This is a genomic window from Nonomuraea sp. NPDC046570 (assembly GCF_040645915.1).
In the GTDB taxonomy this organism is placed as follows: Bacteria; Actinomycetota; Actinomycetes; order Streptosporangiales; family Streptosporangiaceae; genus Nonomuraea.
Map to the genome: position 1 here is coordinate 296,154 of NZ_JBEYZF010000001.1, position 16,017 is coordinate 312,170.

Here is a 16,017-nt window from a genome sequence, read left to right on the forward strand (position 1 = left end):
CAGGACGAACGGGCGATCGGCAAAGTTCCTCAATTACGAACGCTACCCGCTACGCGTCCTTGATCTCACAGATCGTCGCGCCCGAGGTCACCGTCTGTCCGACGGCCGCCACGAGGCCGGTGATCGTGCCCGACTTGTGCGCGGTAAGCGGTTGTTCCATCTTCATGGCTTCCAGCACCACGACCGTGTCCCCTTCGGCGACGACGTCGCCGTCCTGGGCCACGACCTTGACGATGGTCCCCTGCATCGGGCTGACCAGGGTGTCTCCACCGGCCGCCACGGACTTGGCGCCGCCCCCGCCGCGCTTGGGCGGCTTGTTCGCGGAGGGCGTACGGCGGGCCGCGCCCATGCCCGCGGGCAGGACCACCTCCAGCCGCTTGCCGCCGACCTCGACCGTCACCGTCTCCCGGGTCGCGGGCTCGGCCTCGGCGTGCTCGCCCGCGTACGGCTCGATGGTGTTGACGAACTCCGTCTCGATCCACCGGGTGTGCACCGTGAACGGGTCGGCGGTGAAGGCGGGGTCGCGGACGATCGCGCGGTGGAAGGGGAGCACGGTGGGCATGCCGTCGATGACGTACTCGTCCAGGGCCCTGCGGGCGCGTTCGAGGGCCTCGCGGCGGGTCCTGCCGGTGACGATCAGTTTGGCCACCAGCGAGTCGAACGTCTGCGGCACCGTCATGCCCGCCTCGTAGCCCGAGTCCAGCCGGACGCCGGGGCCCGCGGGGGCGCGCATGGCGGTCAGCGTGCCGGGGGCGGGCAGGAAGCCGCGGCCCGCGTCCTCGGCGTTGATCCGGAACTCGATCGAGTGGCCGCGCAGCACCGGGTCGTCGTAGCCGAGCGGCTCGCCGTCGGCGACGCGGAACATCTCGCGCACCAGGTCGACGCCCGCCACCTCCTCGGTGACCGGGTGCTCGACCTGCAGGCGGGTGTTGACCTCCAGGAAGGAGATCATGCCGTCCTGGCCGACGAGGAACTCGCAGGTGCCCGCGCCCACGTAGCCGGCCTCCCGCAGGATCGCCTTCGAGCTGCGGTAGAGCAGGTCGACCTGCTCCTGCGACAGGAAGGGGGCGGGGGCCTCCTCCACCAGCTTCTGGTGGCGGCGCTGCAGCGAGCAGTCGCGGGTGCTGACCACCACGACGTTGCCGTGCGTGTCGGCCAGGCACTGCGTCTCGACGTGCCGGGGGCGGTCGAGGTAGCGCTCGACGAAGCACTCGCCCCGGCCGAACGCGGTCACCGCCTCGCGCACCGCCGACTCGTACAGGTCGGGGATCTCCTCCAGGGTGCGGGCGACCTTGAGGCCGCGCCCGCCGCCGCCGTACGCGGCCTTGATGGCGATCGGCAGGCCGTGCTCGGCGGCGAAGGCGACGACCTCGTCGGCGCCGGAGACCGGGTCCTTGGTGCCGGCGACCAGCGGCGCGCCGACCTTCTGCGCGATGTGCCTGGCCTGGACCTTGTCGCCGAGCGCGGCGATCGCGGCGGGCGGCGGGCCGATCCAGGTCAGGCCCGCGTCGATGACCGCCTGGGCGAAGTCCGCGTTCTCCGCGAGGAAGCCGTAGCCGGGGTGCACCGCGTCGGCGCCGGTCTCCGCGGCGATCCGCAGCAGCTTGGCGACGTCGAGGTAGGTCTCCGCGGGTGACTGCCCGCCCAGTGCTCTGGCCTCGTCGGCGACCCTGACGTGCAGGGCGTCGAGGTCCTGTTCGGCGTAGACGGCGACGCTGATGATGCCGGCGTCCTTACATGCGCGCGCGATGCGCACGGCGATCTCACCGCGGTTCGCGATCAGAACCTTCTGCACGGACGTAGTTCCCTTCCTGGCTGGCCCACAAGGGAGTGTAAGCGGGCAGGTATCAGCCGGACCTCACCGACCCGGATACGTCCGCTGTTCAGGTGGATGATCAGGTACCCGAGGGATGAGGTGTCATGCCGCTATTGATACGGATATTCCGCTGACCAGCCATAGCCACTCGGCATAATCCGGGGCGGGAACGGCGACGCGCGCCTATGGTGAGGGCGCTTGCCGGTCGATCCAGGAGGAACGCATGAGCCAGAACCTGCTTGGTGGCAATCCCGCGGAGATGCAGCAGATGGCCACCCAGTTCATCCAGCAGTCCGAGGCCGTGCGCGCCACGATGGCGGCACTGGACCGCGAGGCGGCCAAGGTCGGCACGGCCTGGACGGGCGCGGGGGCCGACCGCTTCAACGGGGCCTGGCAGAACTACCGGGTCGCCTTCCAGCGGATGGCCGAGGAGCTCCACGAGGCCTCGCGAGTGATCAACACCTACCGGACCAACATCGAGTCGGCCACCCGGTGACCATGACCGGCTAGTCTGTTCGGCCATGATCGGTCGGGGAGTCGCGTCGGTGGTGCTGGCCCTGCTGCTCGCCGGGGTGCCGGGGGTGGGGGTCGCCCACGCCGAGCCCGAGCAGTGCGATCCGCCCAAGGGCACGATGGAGGCGGCGGAGTCCTGGGCGCAGCGGCGTTTCGATGTCAAGAACACCGTGTGGCGCTTCACCCGGGGCGAGGGGGTCACGGTCGCGGTCGTCGACAGCGGCATCGACCTGACCCACCCGCAGATCAGGGTCGCCGGGAAGGGCGACTTCACCCGTACGGGCCACCGCGACTGCGTCGGCCACGGCACCGCGGTCGCCGGGATCATCGCCGCGCTGCACTACAAGGACGTGCTCTTCCACGGTGTCGCGCCCGGGGTGAAGCTGCTGTCGCTCAAGCAGACCAACAGCGAGCGGGGCGACGTCCGGTTGCTCGCCCGCGCCATCAGGGCCGCCGCCGAGCTGGACGCCGACGTGATCAACGTGTCCGCCAAGGCGAACGACCACCCCGATCTCAGGGCCGCCGTCGAGTTCGCGCTGAGCAAGGACGTCGTGATCGTGGCCGCGGCGGGCAACAAGACCGCCGAGGACGGCACGCCGGTCCGGGCGTATCCCGCCTCCTACGAGGGTGTGCTCTCGGTGGGGTCGGCCACGTCCGACGGCCGGGTCGCCGACTCCTCGAACCCGATCACCCCGGTCTCCGTGCTCGCCCCCGGGCAGAACCTCTCCAGCACCTGGACCGGCCGGGCCTACCAGGACGGCCTGGAGGGCACCAGCTACGCGGCGCCGTACGTGACCGGGGTGGTCGCGCTCGTCCGCTCCCGCTTCCCCCGCCTGAACCAGCAGCAGGTACGGCAGCGCGTCATCGCCACGGCCGAGGGCGCGGTGGGCAAGGGGTCCGGAGCGGGCATGGTCAACCCGTTGCAGGCGGTCACCGCGATCCTGCCGTTCGAGGCCGCGAACGCCCCGGTGATCGCCCCGCCGCTGCCCGAGCCGCTGCCCGCCGGGGTGGTGAGCAGGGTTCCGCCGGTGGACCGGCACGCGATCGACGTCGCCCTCATCGTGGGCGCCGCCGCGCTGGCCGCGGCCGGACTCGCGGTCGCGGCCAAGATGCTCGTCCCCATGGGCCGCCGGAGGGGCTGGCGCCCCGGCGGCGCGGACTGAACGGGCTCCGAAGAATTAACAGTGTCTTGACGGTTAATTGTCAGTACGGGCCTGAAACCCCTGATGTTACTGGGACAAGTTTGGTTCAATGTGGCGAGATCATGTTTGCGCCTGAAAGGACCGACAATGCACCCCTTACGGCAGGGTGATCCCGAGCAGATCGGCGATTACCTCATTGTCGGGCGGCTGGACGACGGGCCGCGTGGTGACGTCTTCCTGGGGCAGACGCCCGACGACGCCGCGCCACGAGTGATCAAGCTGCTGCCCGGTGAGCCCGACGCGGTCGAGCGGCTCAGGAGCGCGCGGCGGGTGTCGAGCTCGTACGTGGCGCGCACGATGGACGCGGGAACGCATGACGGCGTGCCGTACGTCGTCCGGGAGCATGTCGAAGGGCGCAGCCTCGCCGAGACCGTGGCGGCCGACGGGCCGCTGACCGGTGACGCGCTGGAGCGGGTGGCGGTGGGCGTGCTCACCGCGCTGACCGCCGTGCACCTGGCCGGGATGGCCCATCGTGGGCTGACCCCGCACAATGTGATCCTCGGCGCCGACGGGCCCAGGGTGACCGACATCGGCATGGGCGACCCGGCCGGCGAGATCGGGTACCGCGCGCCCGAACAGGTCAACGGGCTGCAGCACGGGCCGTACGCGGATGTGTTCGCGTGGGCCTCGACGATCGTGTTCGCCGCGACGGGCGAGCCGCCGTTCGGGCACGACCCCGAGGCGGTGCTGAACGAGAAGCCGGACGTGGGCGACCTGGAGCAGCCGCTGCGCCGGGTGGTGGTCTCCGCGCTGGCCAAGGACGTGGGCAGTCGCCCGACGACGTACACCGCGCTGCTGCAGCTCCTCGGCGACAAGAGCGCCGACAAGCTGGTGGCGAGCACCGGCCCGGACGCTGTGGCCGCCGCGGGTACGGTGAGCGGCACCGACGCCGACGAGACCACCCCCGAGCAGGCCGCCGCCGCGCCGGACGAGTCCGGTGACGAGGCGGGGCCCAAGGCCGACGAGGCCACGCTGCGGGTGGCGCAGCAAACCCCGTCGGCGGAGCTGGCGCTCGCGCACGAGGCCACGGCCGTCGACGGCATGCCCGCGCTCGAAGGCGTGGCGGTGCCCCCGCAGCAGAACTGGGGACCGCAGCAGCCCTGGGGGCCCGAGAACCAGCAGCAGCCGTGGGGACCCGAGGACGCCCAGCAGCCGTGGGGCCCGCCGGTCCCGCAGCAGGGCCAGCAGACTTGGGGGCCGGAGCGCGGCCAGCAGCCGTGGGCCCCGCAGGACGGCCGGCAGGAGTGGGGCCCGCAGCAGGGGAACCCGCAGGCGGACGGGCAGCCGGGCTGGGGCCCGCCGCCCGCGCAGCCGCCGCAGCAGGTGTGGAGCGCGCCGCAGAAGGCGCCGCGCAAGCCGTTCCCCGTCGGCCTGGTCGCCGCGCTGGCCGCGGTCGTGCTGCTGTCGGGCATCGGCCTGTGGGGTGCGGGCCGCTACGCGGACTCGCCCACGTTCCAGGCGGCGGCGTCGGCCGAGCAGAAGGGCAAGAGCGGGTCGGCCAGCCAGAGCAGCGGCAACGCCGCGATCCCCAACGACCCGGCGGCCCAGGGGCAGGGGCAAGGCCAGGGGCAAGGCCAGGGAGCGGGCCAGCAGCCGCAGGCCGATCCGCACGCGACGGTGCCGTGGGCGACCTCGCCCGGCGACACGAACGATTCGGGGGTCGGGCCGCTGGTCCTGCCGTCGGAGTGGACGTCGTCCACGCCGGACGTGCCCGAGATCACCTCGCTGCCGACGCCCGCCACGGTGCCGACGGCGCAGGTCCCGGAGCCGGTCCGGACGGTCACCACGCAGCCGACCGAGAAGCCGAGCGAGAAGCCGACCGAGAAGCCCACTCGCAAGCCGTCGGAGAAGCCGACCGAGAAGCCCACGGAGAAGCCGACTCCGACCCCGACGCCGGTGCCGACGCGGACGGTGACCGTCCAGCCGACACCGTCGGAGACGCCCACCGAGAAGCCGACCGAGAAGCCCACCGAGAAGCCGACTGCGACTCCGACCCCCAAGCCGAAGCCGACCGAGAAGCCGTCGGAGGTGCCGGCCGACCCGCCGTCGGAGAAGCCGTCGGAGAAGCCGACGGAGACGCAGAAGGCCAATCCGGAGCCCGCGCCCCAGGCGCCGCAGAAGAACCCGTACACGCCCACCGGGGTGTGCGGATCCGGGTTCGCGGTGCAGCGCCAGAGCCCCTTCAACGGCGGAGTCACCTACCAGCTCTACAACAACGGCACCGGCCAGAACTGCGCGGTCACCCTGAAGACCACCGATGTCGGCAAGGAGACGGCGGTCAGCGTGACGCTCGACGTGCAGAACGGCGGCAGCAAGACCGACAGCGGCAGCTTCAAGTGGTACGCGGGCCCCGTGATCCTCCCCGCGAAGGGCAAGTGCGTGAAGGTCTCGGGCAGCGCGGGCGGTGGCAGCACCTCCACCGACTGGGCCAACTGCGGCTGACACGAGGGCTATACAAGAACGCGACGCAACTGTAACGTCCCGGCGTCACTCTGATCACAACGATCACTGGCGCCGGGACTACGGGAGTGACGCACATGGCAGAGAATCCACCGACCCAGCGCATCGATCACGACTCGTTGAAGAAGCGAGCGGCCCCCGCCTTCGACGAGGCGGCCGGCGAGGTGCGGGCCGCGGTGACGCGGGCGTCCGACGCTCTGCGGGCCCTGGGCGGCTGGTCCACGGACGAAGAGGTCGACAAGGAATTCGTGAAGTGGTTCACGCCCAAGCGTGACCAGATGATCGAGATGATCGGCGAGTTCGCCATCGTGTACGAGGATCTCGGCGACGGGTTACGGGCCGTGCAGCACAACGTGGCCTCGGTGGACTGGGGCATCGCCGACGATCTGAAGATCGAGGACATCCCCGTGTACGCCCAGCCGCCGAAGGAGAAGCCCTGATGGCGGCGGTGGATCCGCGGGCCCTGATCACGGCCATGCTGGCGGGCGGCGTCGTCTCGCTCATCGGACTGAAGATCTACGCGGGTGTGACGGCGCCGGAGATCTCCCCCGACAAGCTCCGCAAGGCGGCCGAGATCTTCAAGAAGCTCGCCGACGAGCTCGACAACCCCAAGGACGGCGTCACGCTCAAGGCTGACAACGCCGCCGTCCTGGTGAAGGAGAACAACGCGGGTCCGGCGATCGACGTCTTCTACCGCATCTACAGCGAGCGCGTCGCGCTATTCCCGCTGGCCTTCGCCCAGGACTGCCGGGTGATCGCGGCCGGCTGCGAGGCCTACGCGAAGCTGGTCGAGGACGTGCGCAAGGGCTACTACGAGCTGGAGAACATGATCCTGCAGGTCCTCTGGCTGGTCGCCTTCCAGCCGATGACCACCGCCCTGTACGCCTTCGCCCAGGCGCGGGCGACGGCGCAGATCGCCTGGATCGTGAAGATGGCCCACGCGCTCAGGGCCTCCTTCGGCGCAGGCGCAGCGCGCATCTTTGGCCTGGCCGTCCCGAAGTACCTGATGACCACGATCAACTACGCGGTTGTCGACGGTGCGGCCTACGCGACGGGCGCCATCGGCCTCAACATGTCGGCGAAGGCCGCCAACGACCAGCCGATCGGCTCGGTGGGCGACAACGCCACCGACTTCGCCAACATCACCGCGGCGAACGCCGCCTACATCGGCGCCTACGACGCGGCCAAGCTACCGCTGCGCGGCCTTCCCCCCACCCGGTCCGCCGAGCTCTACGCCAGGCTGGTGGGCTCGGGCGGTGGCTTCACGCCCGCCTACACCGCGCTCAACGGCGACGCGGCCATGCCCACCTGGGAGGAGTGGTCGGAGAAGGTCACCGGGCACGGCCTGCGCGCGGTGATCTTCCCGCCTGGCTGGCGCTTCGCCCGCTGATCAGTAACCCCGATAGCCGCTGCCGGTCTTCATGCCGACCACGCCGGGCACGGCGGACACCGACCCGTAGCGCTCCACGGCGTAGCGGACGCCCGCGATGATGTTGTCCACCGGGTTCCAGATGTCCTTGTGCCCGGCCAGCGCCCACCGGCTGAAGGTCGGGTCGATGGTCTGCATGAGCCCCTTGGAGGGCGTTCCGGCGGCGGCGTTGGAGTCCCAGTTGTTGATGGCGTGCGGGTTCCCGCCGGACTCGTGCCGAATGATCATCCAGATGTCGCTGGCGTTCATCTTGGACATGTCGTAGCCCTGGCCTCTGAGGATCTGGAGGGCCTGCTCGATCCAGTCCTTGATCTGCCCGGTGGGCGCGGGCCCGCCGCCCGCCGCGGGAGGCGGGCCGCTGGGCCCGAACCCGCCGAAGGAGCCGTTCCCGGACGGGCGATAGGAGGCCAGGTTGACGCCGTCGCCGGGCTTGTAGCCGACCGTGCGCCGCCAGTCGACGGTGTGTTTGTCCCTGGGGACGAAATCCCGCGTCGTGGCGGCCTCGATCTTGGCGAAGGTCTGGGGCTTGGAGCGGTAGTCCTCGCCCAGCTTCACCACGAGACCCTGGGCCGCGGTCATCGCCGCGTCCACCTTCTCGACCTCCAGCTTCGCCGAGGTGATGTTCTGCTCGACGAGGTTCGACACGCCGAGATCGGTGGAAGGGGGCGAGGCGCCACCGTGGGCCTTCTGGTAGGCGGCCGTGTACTCGTCGGCCTGGGTGACCGCCTGGAGGCAGAGGCGGTCGACCTCCTGCTTGGCGTCGACCAGCGCGTCGGCCACCGTGGAGAGCGCGAGGGCGCACTCGTCCAGCAGGTCGTGCAGGCCGTCGGCGGCCTTGCCGTAGCCGAGCATGTAGGTGTTGAAGGCGTCGGCCGAGCGGCCCTGCCAGGCGGCGTCCACGCCGCGTACGGAGGCGCCCAGCTTGCCGGCGTGCTCGCTGGTGAGGTCCGCGGCCTCGCGCCAGTCGGTGACGATGTTGCGGATGTCCTGGGGTCTGCCGTCGACGGCCTTCGCCAGGGCGATGAGCCGGTCGCCGCCCGGCAGCGTGCTCAGCTCGGTCACGAGTCCGCCTGGTGGGCCTTGGCGACGTTGTCCTGGATGGTCTCCAGGGCCTGCTCGACGCCCTTGAGCTTGTCCCTGGCGTCCACCAGTTCGAGGCTCAGCGTGCTCCAGGCGGCGTTGAGGGCCGCGGCGAGCGCCGTGGCGCCGGCCACCTTGCCGAAGGCGGCGGCGTCGGTCGGCTTCTTGGCCGCCTTCGGGGTGCCCTCGTTGAGCGCTCCGAATCGGCCGGACGCCTTGTTGGCCGCGACCCTGCAGGCCTCAAGCGCCTCGTAGTGGATGTCCATGTCGGCCATCAGTCCTCCTGGGGGCTCTGGAAGGCGGTCTGGATGAGGCGGGCGCCGTACCTGCGGTCCACGTGGTAGCCGCGGCCCGGCGGCAGCGGTTGCGGGCGCACGTTGCCGAACAGGAAGCCCTCGTCCTTGCTGCCGGACAGGAGGACCGCGGGGCTGGCCATGTCCTTCATGCGCTGGATGACCGGGTCGAACATGGCCCGGCCCGCGCCGCCCATCTGCCGCGACATGACCACGTGCAGGCCGATGTCGCGGGCCTGCGGCATCAGTTCCACCAACAGGTGCAGCGGGTTGCCCGAGGTGGCGACCAGGTCGTAGTCGTCGACGACGATGTACAGGTCGGCGCCGTGCCACCAGCTCCGGTTGCGGAGCTGCTCGGAGGTCAGGTCGGCGGGCGGCAGCCGGTTGGTCAGCGCGTCCCTGGCGTCCTTGATGAGCTCGGTGGCGGCGGCGCTGGAGGCGGCGTAGCCGATGCGGTGGTCGGTCACCGCCGAGTCCAGCAGCGAACGCCGGTAGTCGATCACGATCATCATCGCCTCGGCCGGCGTCTGCCTGGCCACCAGGCCCTCCGTGATGAGCTTGAGCAGGTTCGACTTGCCGCTCTCGGTGTCGCCGAACACGATGAAGTGCGGGTCGGCGTCGAAGTCCAGCAGCACGGGCGACAGGCTCGCCTCGTCGATGCCGACCGGGATCAGGCGTGGCCCCGTCTGCGCGGGATCGGGCAGCACCGCGACGGGCAGCACGGCCGGCAGCAGCCTGATCGGCGGCGCGGGCGGCCCCTGCCAGGAGTCCCTGACCGCGTGCACCAGCCCGCGCACCCCCGCCGCGAGGTCCTCGGCCCCCTGCACGCCGTCGATCCTCGGCAGCGCCGTCAGGAAGTGCAGCCCGTCCTTGGTCAGGCCACGCCCCGGCGCCCCCTCCGGTACGGCCAGCGCCTTCTTCCGGTTCACCTCGGACTCATAGGCGTCGCCCAGCTTGAGCTCGACCCTGGTGGCGAACAGGTCGCGGATGCTGGGCCGGAACTCCGACCACTTGTTGGTGGCGGCGATGACGTGGATGCCGTAGCCGAGCCCGCGCGCGGCCAGGTCGGTGATGACCGGTTCGAGGGAGTCGAACTCCTGCCTGAGCGTCAGCCAGCCGTCCACGACCAGGAACACGTCGCCCCAGCCGTCGCCGTCGATGCCCTCGGCGAGCCGCCGCCGGTAGGCGACGATGGACTCGACGCCCTGCTCGGCGAAGTCGCGCTCGCGCTGCTCCAGCATCGCGGAGATCTCCGCGACCGTGCGCCGGACCCGGTCGCCGTCCAGGCGGGTGGCCACGCCGCCGACGTGCGGCAGCGCGTCCAGCGAGGCGAGCGAGCCGCCGCCGAAGTCGAGGCAGTAGAACTGCACCTCGCGCGGGGTGTGCATGAGCGCCATGCTGCAGATCAGCGTACGCAGCACGGTGCTCTTGCCGCTCTGCGTGCCGCCCGCGACGGCGACATGGCCGCCGCCGCCCGCCAGGTCCAGCCACAGCGGGTCGCGGCGCTGCTCGAAGGGCTTGTCGATGACGCCGACGACCGCGTGCAACCGGCCCCTGCCCGGCCAGTTCGTGGTGTTCAGGCCGAACGCGGGCGTGACCGAGAGCGGCGGCAGCAGGTGCGCCAGCGTCGGCGGCTCGGCCAGCGGCGGCAGCCAGATGCGGTGCGCGGGGGGGCCGTGCCCGGCCAGCCGGGACACCACCACGTCGAGCAGGCTGTGCTGGGCGCCTCCCGCCGGGGCCTGCTCCTCCTCCTCGTCCTCGGCGGTGGGCAGCACCTTGGGCTCGGGCGGTTCGGGCAGGGGGGAGTAGGCGGTGCCGTACTCGACGACCTGGCGGATCGGTGACTGGCCGTCGCCTGTGGCGGCCTGTACGGGGTCGGCGTAGAAGGTGCCGGAGACGTAGGCGGCCTTGAACCTGGTCATGCCGGTGGTGTCGAACTTGAGGTAGCCGTTGCCCGGCGCCGAGGGCAGCTCGTAGGCGTCGGCCACGCCCAGCACCACCCTGCTCTCCATCGCGGAGAAGGTGCGCAGGCCGACGCGGTAGGACAGGTGGGTGTCCAGGCCGCGCAGCCGGCCCTCCTCCAGCCGCTGGGAGGCCAGCAGCAGGTGCACGCCGAGCGAGCGGCCGAGCCGGCCGATCATCACGAACAGGTCGATGAACTCCGGCTTGGCCGTCAGCAGCTCGCTGAACTCGTCCAGCACGACGAACAGCGTCGGCATCGGCTGAAGCTCGGCGCCCTGCTCGCGCGCCCGCTCGTAGTCGCGCAGCGAGGCGAAGTTGCCGGAGGCGCGCAGCAGTTCCTGGCGGCGCACCATCTCGCCGTGCAGGGCGTCGTGCATGCGGTCGACCAGCGGGAGCTCGTCCTCCAGGTTGGTGATGACCGCCGAGACGTGGGTCAGCGTGTCCAGGCCGAGGAAGGTCGCGCCGCCCTTGAAGTCGACCAGGACGAAGTTCAGGATCTCCGAGGAGTGGGTGATCGCCAGGCCGAGCACGAGCGTGCGCAGCAACTCGCTCTTGCCGGAGCCGGTGGCGCCGATGACCAGGCCGTGCGGGCCCATGCCGCCCTGCGCGGACTCCTTGATGTCGAGTTCGACGAGCCGCCCGTCGGCGCCCAGGCCGATCGGCACCCGCATCCGGTTGCGGCCGGCTCTGGGCAGCCAGGTCAGCGCCGGGTCGAGCCTGGTCGGGTCGCCGACGCCGAGCAGGTCGGTCAGCGAGGTGTTCACCCCGAGCACGTCCTGGGCCTCCCCGCCGACGGTGGCCGAGGCGCGCAGCGGGGCGAGCTGCCTGGCCAGCCCTTCGGCGCGCAGGTAGTCGAGGGTGTCCGGGTCGCCCAGGCGGTTGGTGGAGCGCTTGCCCGCGTGGTCCAGCTTGACCATGTGGAAGCCGTCGGGCTGGATGTCCAGCCGCAGCGTGCTGCGCTCCTCGACCGGGCCGGTCGACTCCGACAGGTCGACGACCGTCACACCCTGGATGGCGTCCATGCCGAGCTGCGAGTCGTGCGGCACATGCCCGCCGTCCACGATCACCACGTGGTACGGCAACGCCTCCGCCGCCCCGCCCGGCCGGAACCGCGCCCGCTCCTTCAGCTCGTCGCCGACCAGCTGGTCGAGCTGGCCGAGGTTCTCGGCCATGAGCCTGACCTGCCCGGCCGCGTCGTTCTGCTCGGGGTGCAGGGCGTGCGGCAGCCACTTGACCCAGTCCCAGTGCCGCATCGGCTCCTTGCCCGCGCAGACCATGACCCGCATGTCGTCGGGGGAGTGGAACACGGTGAGCTGCGCGATCATCGCCCTGACCAGGTCGCGGACCGCGGCCGGGTCGCCGGTCAGGTGGATGCGGGCGAAGGAGTTCAGCGCCACCGCGACCGGCAGGCCGGACACGGTGGAGTGCGCTCTGACGAACCTGCGCAGGGCGCCGGCCGACAGCGCGTCCAGGTCCTCGACGGGCTTGGAGTCCGGCGGGACGAGCTGGACGGCGAGCTTCTGCACGCCGGTGCCGAGCCGTACGGTGCCGAAGTCCTCGTCGCGGGGTCTGCGTTCCCACAGGCGCGGGCCCATCGCCACCCACCACAGGGTGTCGGGGGCGGGGCCGCTCCACTCCAGGGCCTCGCGCTGCTGGACGGCCGCCTTGCGGACCTTCCTGCGGATCTGCGACAGGTAGCGGAAGTAGTCGCGGCGCAGGCCGTTCAGCCGGTTCTTGCGCTCGCCCGAGTTCCGCCCGACCTGGCCGAGGGTCATGCCGAGCATCGAGACGGCGAACAGGCCGCTGGCCACGTACATGATCGGGTTGGTGTTGCCGCCCGCGGTGAACATCAGGCCCATGGCGGCGGCCCCGGCCAGCATTGGCACATAAGTGAGCATTCCGGTTAAGCCGGCGGGCTGAACTTCGGGAATCTCCGGTGGCGCCTCCAGGAGAATCTCACCGCGCGGCGCTTTGGGGCTGGGGCGGCGTTCGGGGCGCCGTACGACAACGATGCTCACGGGTGAGACAACCCTCCTGTCACATAGATCACTGTATTACCAGATGGCTTGTCCCGATATGTTTCGTTCTTGACCGGAGGAGACAGGGGGTACGGCAATGACTTCTCTCGCGCACGAGCCGATCCAGCAGGGCGCGTTGCCGCAGATTCCGGCGCCGATGACGCCGCTGTGCCACATCACGATCGTCGCCCCGCGCCGGCGCGCCGACCTGGCGCTGCCCGCCGACATCCCGCTGCCGCACGTGCTTCCCGGGCTGTTGCGCGCGGTCGGGGAGGCGGGCGGGGACGCCGCCGCCGCGCCCGGCTGGGTGCTGCAGCGGCTCGGCGGCGCGCCGCTGGACCTGGGACTCAGCCTCGGCACGCTGGGCGTGCTCGACGGCGAGATCCTGTACCTGCGGCCGAGGGAGGCCGCGCTGCCGCCCGCGCTCTTCGACGACGTCGCCGACGTGGTCGCCACCGGCGTCAAGGACGGCGGCGGCAAGTGGGAGGCCAGGCACACCAGGTTGATGGGCTCCGGCGCGGCGGCGGCGCTGCTCGTGCTCGGCGCGTTCGCGCTGGCGCTGGCCGGAGCCTCGCTGCCGGTCATGGCCATCGTGGCGGGCGTGCTGGCCGTGCTGCTGGTCGCGGCCGGGGCCGCGCTGTCCAGGGCCGTGGGCGACTCCTCGGCGGGCGCGCTGATCGGCTACGCCGCGCTGCCGTACGCCTTCCTGGCGGGCCTGTTCGCGCCCGCGGGGGAGAACAGCATGGCCGGGCTCGGCTCGCCGCACCTGCTGTCCGCGCTGGCCTGCACCGCGCTGATCGCCACGATCGGCGGCACCGCGATCGCCGGGGGCGTGCCCGGCTTCCTCGGTACGGCCATCGCCTCGGTCGCCGGCGCGGTCGCCGCGGCGGTCGTGATGGTGTTCGGCGTGCCCGCCGCCGGGACGGCCGCGGTCACCGTCACGATCCTGATGGCCCTCAGCCCGCTGGTCCCGACGCTGTCGTTCCGGATGGCCAGGGTGCCGCTGCCCTCGCTGCCGGTCAACGCCGACGAACTGCGCAGGGACACCCAGCAGGTGGACAGCGCCGCCGTACTGGAGCGGACCGGCCAGGCGCGGCGGCTGTCCACGGGCATGGTCACCGGCATCGCGCTGACCGGCCTGGGCGCGCTGCTCTTCCTGGTGGCCGAGGAGGGCTGGACCGCCGTGGCGATGACCGTCACGCTGTCGCTGACGTTCATCCTGCGCGCCAGGGTCTTTCACGGGCTCGGCCAGCGGCTCTGGCTGCTCGTCACCGGCCTGGCCGGTCTGGTCGCGCTCGCCGTGGTGCACAGCGTCGGCGCGGGGATGGTGGCCGTGGTCGCCGTGGTGATCGGGCTGCTCTGGCTGGCCATGATCCTGCTGGGTCTGGGCATGTGGCTGCCGACGGGCCAGCCCTCCCCGTTCTGGGGGAGGGCCGGTGACATTCTGGACATCATGCTGGTCGTCGCGCTCTTCCCGCTGGCGCTGGGCGTGCTCGACGTCTACTCGTGGGTGCGCGGGCTGTCGGGCTGAGCCCAGCTCATCCGGGTCAGGTCGCCGACCCGCTCCGCGCTCTCCCGGGCATAGGAGTCCTGCAGCTCCTCCAGCGTGCGCTGGAAGTCCCGCAGCGCGATCTCCTCACCCGGCGGCAGCAGCTCCTGGCCGCGCCGCTCATGGTCGGCCTGGGCGGCCCGTACGGCCTGCACGACCTCGTCCGCCAGCTCCTCGGCGTCCAGCCGCATGCCCCTGACGCTGATCGTCACGGTGTCGAGCAGCCCGCCCGCGTCCACCCGCGCCGACACCCGCCCCGAACGGCTCTCGCCCTCGCCGCTGATCTCGCCGAGCCCGTCCATGGCCGTCAGAAGGTGGCGCATGGTGCGCTCGCCGTCCCGGACGAGGCGGTCGAGGTCGGCCAGGAGGTTCTCCGCATGTTCCATGCCCGCCACGCCATCCGGATCCGGTGAACCGGCGGCGAGCGGAACCCGTCGAGCCGCTTAAGTGATCATGAACCTTCCCGGGACCAGGGGATTCGCGGCCGCTCGTCGGTGAGAATCCATGAACGTGACCCAAGAGATCTACGTGACCTCCACGACCATCGCCCACGTGCGGGCCCGCCTCGACGACGAGCTGAAGGACGCCGTCTCCTTCGTCCGCGCCCTCACCGGCTCCTGCCAGGTGGAACCGCCGGGGTTCGGCCTGCTGGGCGGGATCATCATGGGCGGCTCCTACGACGCGATGTGCGGGCGGGCCGAGGCGGTGCTCGGCGAGGCGGAGGGCGTGGTGGACGGCTGGGTCAGCACGCTCGGCGTGGCGCAGCGCAACTGGCGCGAGGCCGAGAAGCACAGCATGGTCACCTACCGGTGAAGAAGGACCCGATCGCGGGGAAGCTGAACCCGCTTCCGCCCTCGACCACGACGAAGTACGGCAACGTCGCCCCGCCGCGCCACGGCGGGCCGTGGAAGCCGGCCTCGAACCCCATCGGGCCGCGCGTCCTGGACCTGCTGAAGGGCCTGGGCAGGCTGGCGGTCGGGCTGACCCCGGCGATCGCGCTCGCGGGCACGGCGATCGCCAACGAGCCCGGCATGGCGCAGGCGGCCAGCAACTGGAAGCACGGCATCTCCGCCCGCCTCGACGACGGCGTCAAACAGCTCCTGCCGCAGATCCTCAACACCGCCCGCGACGGCTGGATCGCCCGCGACCGGGACGAACTGGAACGCGCGATCTGGCTCTACCACCGCGAGATCGGCGCCCTGCGCGGGGTGTTCTCCGATCTGGCCGGCATGATCGACGAGGTGGCCGCCGGGTATCGCGGCTACTGGCTCAAACTCGCGGGCCTCGCCATCGCCGCGATGTCACTGCTGCTCCTGGCCAAGCGCATGCAGGCGATGCCGCACCCGCACGCCAAGCTCGTCGGCGGGCTGACCGAGCGCTTCGTCACCACCTCGGTCAACAGCTCCGCCGCCATCCTCACCCTCATCCTGACCTCGGCCCTGCGGGCCGCGGGCGAGGTGATGACGACCATGCTCAAGAAGCACCACCAGTTCGGCTACATCATGCCGAGCGGCGACGCCAAGGTGGACTTCATGCACGCGACCCTGGACACCTCCGCGTACCCCTCCTTCAAGGAGCCGCCCCCCGGCGCCACCGTGCCCCCGGGAACCTTCACCTGGGTCGAGCCCAAGGTCGATCCCAAGCCTTACGGGCAGTAGGTCTGGGATTGCGGTGATCCGTCCGCGCCAATAGGTT

13 protein-coding genes are annotated in these 16,017 nt (G+C 71.3%); 8 read left to right on the forward strand and 5 right to left on the reverse strand.

Going from position 1 to position 16,017, the window contains the following annotated elements:
- Window positions 1-49: 49 nt before the first annotated feature.
- Window positions 50-1,795 carry a biotin carboxylase N-terminal domain-containing protein gene (locus ABZ911_RS01410; protein ID WP_358050216.1) on the reverse strand — a complete coding sequence of 582 codons (1,746 nt, stop codon included), beginning with the start codon at window positions 1,793-1,795 and terminating at the stop codon, window positions 50-52.
- Window positions 1,796-2,039: 244 nt separating this feature from the next.
- On the opposite strand from ABZ911_RS01410, the gene ABZ911_RS01415 reads away from it, so the two are divergent.
- The 5 genes from ABZ911_RS01415 (at window position 2,040) to ABZ911_RS01435 (ending at window position 7,381) form a co-directional block, all read left to right on the forward strand.
- On the forward strand, window positions 2,040-2,312 hold the full coding sequence (locus ABZ911_RS01415) for a WXG100 family type VII secretion target (RefSeq protein ID WP_358050219.1): 273 nt from the start codon (window positions 2,040-2,042) through the stop codon (window positions 2,310-2,312).
- Window positions 2,313-2,337: 25 nt separating this feature from the next.
- Complete coding sequence (locus ABZ911_RS01420) at window positions 2,338-3,492, forward strand: S8 family serine peptidase (protein WP_358050221.1); 1,155 nt, start codon at window positions 2,338-2,340, stop codon at window positions 3,490-3,492.
- Window positions 3,493-3,618: 126 nt separating this feature from the next.
- Window positions 3,619-5,973 (forward strand): hypothetical protein, encoded by a 2,355-nt coding sequence (locus ABZ911_RS01425; RefSeq protein ID WP_358050224.1) that lies wholly within the window; start codon window positions 3,619-3,621, stop codon window positions 5,971-5,973.
- Window positions 5,974-6,068: 95 nt separating this feature from the next.
- Window positions 6,069-6,431, forward strand: a complete 363-nt coding sequence (locus ABZ911_RS01430; RefSeq protein WP_358050227.1) for a hypothetical protein — start codon at window positions 6,069-6,071, stop codon at window positions 6,429-6,431.
- Complete coding sequence (locus ABZ911_RS01435) at window positions 6,431-7,381, forward strand: hypothetical protein (RefSeq protein WP_358050229.1); 951 nt, start codon at window positions 6,431-6,433, stop codon at window positions 7,379-7,381. Before ABZ911_RS01430 ends, ABZ911_RS01435 begins: the two co-directional genes overlap by 1 nt.
- Here ABZ911_RS01435 and ABZ911_RS01440 read toward each other — a convergent pair whose 3' ends face one another.
- Genes ABZ911_RS01440 through eccCa form a run of 3 tightly spaced genes read right to left on the reverse strand, consistent with a single transcriptional unit; the run spans window position 7,382 to window position 12,773 of the window.
- Window positions 7,382-8,482: a transglycosylase SLT domain-containing protein gene (locus ABZ911_RS01440; protein ID WP_358050232.1), complete on the reverse strand. Its 1,101-nt coding sequence runs from the start codon at window positions 8,480-8,482 to the stop codon at window positions 7,382-7,384. It abuts the gene before it with no gap.
- Entirely contained in the window at window positions 8,479-8,775 is a 297-nt protein-coding gene (locus tag ABZ911_RS01445) for a hypothetical protein (protein WP_358050234.1), read from the reverse strand. The genes ABZ911_RS01440 and ABZ911_RS01445 overlap by 4 nt, the downstream gene beginning before the upstream one ends.
- Complete coding sequence (gene eccCa, locus ABZ911_RS01450) at window positions 8,775-12,773, reverse strand: type VII secretion protein EccCa (protein WP_358050237.1); 3,999 nt, start codon at window positions 12,771-12,773, stop codon at window positions 8,775-8,777. The genes ABZ911_RS01445 and eccCa overlap by 1 nt, the downstream gene beginning before the upstream one ends.
- Before the next feature lie 97 nt (window positions 12,774-12,870).
- On the opposite strand from eccCa, the gene eccD reads away from it, so the two are divergent.
- On the forward strand, window positions 12,871-14,304 hold the full coding sequence (gene eccD, locus ABZ911_RS01455) for a type VII secretion integral membrane protein EccD (protein WP_358050240.1): 1,434 nt from the start codon (window positions 12,871-12,873) through the stop codon (window positions 14,302-14,304).
- On the opposite strand, the gene ABZ911_RS01460 is transcribed toward eccD, so the two are convergent.
- Window positions 14,274-14,708 carry a YbaB/EbfC family nucleoid-associated protein gene (locus ABZ911_RS01460; protein WP_358050243.1) on the reverse strand — a complete coding sequence of 145 codons (435 nt, stop codon included), beginning with the start codon at window positions 14,706-14,708 and terminating at the stop codon, window positions 14,274-14,276. The genes eccD and ABZ911_RS01460 overlap by 31 nt on opposite strands.
- Window positions 14,709-14,826: 118 nt before the next feature.
- Between ABZ911_RS01460 and ABZ911_RS01465 the strand changes: the two genes are divergently transcribed.
- The gene (locus ABZ911_RS01465; protein WP_358050246.1) at window positions 14,827-15,135 is read left to right on the forward strand and encodes a hypothetical protein; all 309 of its coding nucleotides are present in this window, start codon (window positions 14,827-14,829) and stop codon (window positions 15,133-15,135) included.
- The gene (locus tag ABZ911_RS01470) at window positions 15,132-15,980 is read left to right on the forward strand and encodes a hypothetical protein (protein ID WP_358050250.1); all 849 of its coding nucleotides are present in this window, start codon (window positions 15,132-15,134) and stop codon (window positions 15,978-15,980) included. The genes ABZ911_RS01465 and ABZ911_RS01470 overlap by 4 nt, the downstream gene beginning before the upstream one ends.
- Window positions 15,981-16,017: the final 37 nt, after the last annotated feature.

What these genes read in the sequence shown, in the direction of transcription:
- ABZ911_RS01415 (WP_358050219.1), top strand. Translation starts at nt 2,040, where the DNA reads ATGAGCCAGAACCTGCTTGGTGGCAATCCCGCGGAGATGCAGCAGATG.
- ABZ911_RS01420 (WP_358050221.1), top strand. Translation starts at nt 2,338, where the DNA reads ATGATCGGTCGGGGAGTCGCGTCGGTGGTGCTGGCCCTGCTGCTCGCC.
- ABZ911_RS01425 (WP_358050224.1), top strand. Translation starts at nt 3,619, where the DNA reads ATGCACCCCTTACGGCAGGGTGATCCCGAGCAGATCGGCGATTACCTC.
- ABZ911_RS01430 (WP_358050227.1), top strand. Translation starts at nt 6,069, where the DNA reads ATGGCAGAGAATCCACCGACCCAGCGCATCGATCACGACTCGTTGAAG.
- ABZ911_RS01435 (WP_358050229.1), top strand. Translation starts at nt 6,431, where the DNA reads ATGGCGGCGGTGGATCCGCGGGCCCTGATCACGGCCATGCTGGCGGGC.
- ABZ911_RS01445 (WP_358050234.1), bottom strand. Translation starts at nt 8,775, where the DNA reads ATGGCCGACATGGACATCCACTACGAGGCGCTTGAGGCCTGCAGGGTC.
- eccD (WP_358050240.1), top strand. Translation starts at nt 12,871, where the DNA reads ATGACTTCTCTCGCGCACGAGCCGATCCAGCAGGGCGCGTTGCCGCAG.
- ABZ911_RS01460 (WP_358050243.1), bottom strand. Translation starts at nt 14,708, where the DNA reads ATGGAACATGCGGAGAACCTCCTGGCCGACCTCGACCGCCTCGTCCGG.
- ABZ911_RS01465 (WP_358050246.1), top strand. Translation starts at nt 14,827, where the DNA reads ATGAACGTGACCCAAGAGATCTACGTGACCTCCACGACCATCGCCCAC.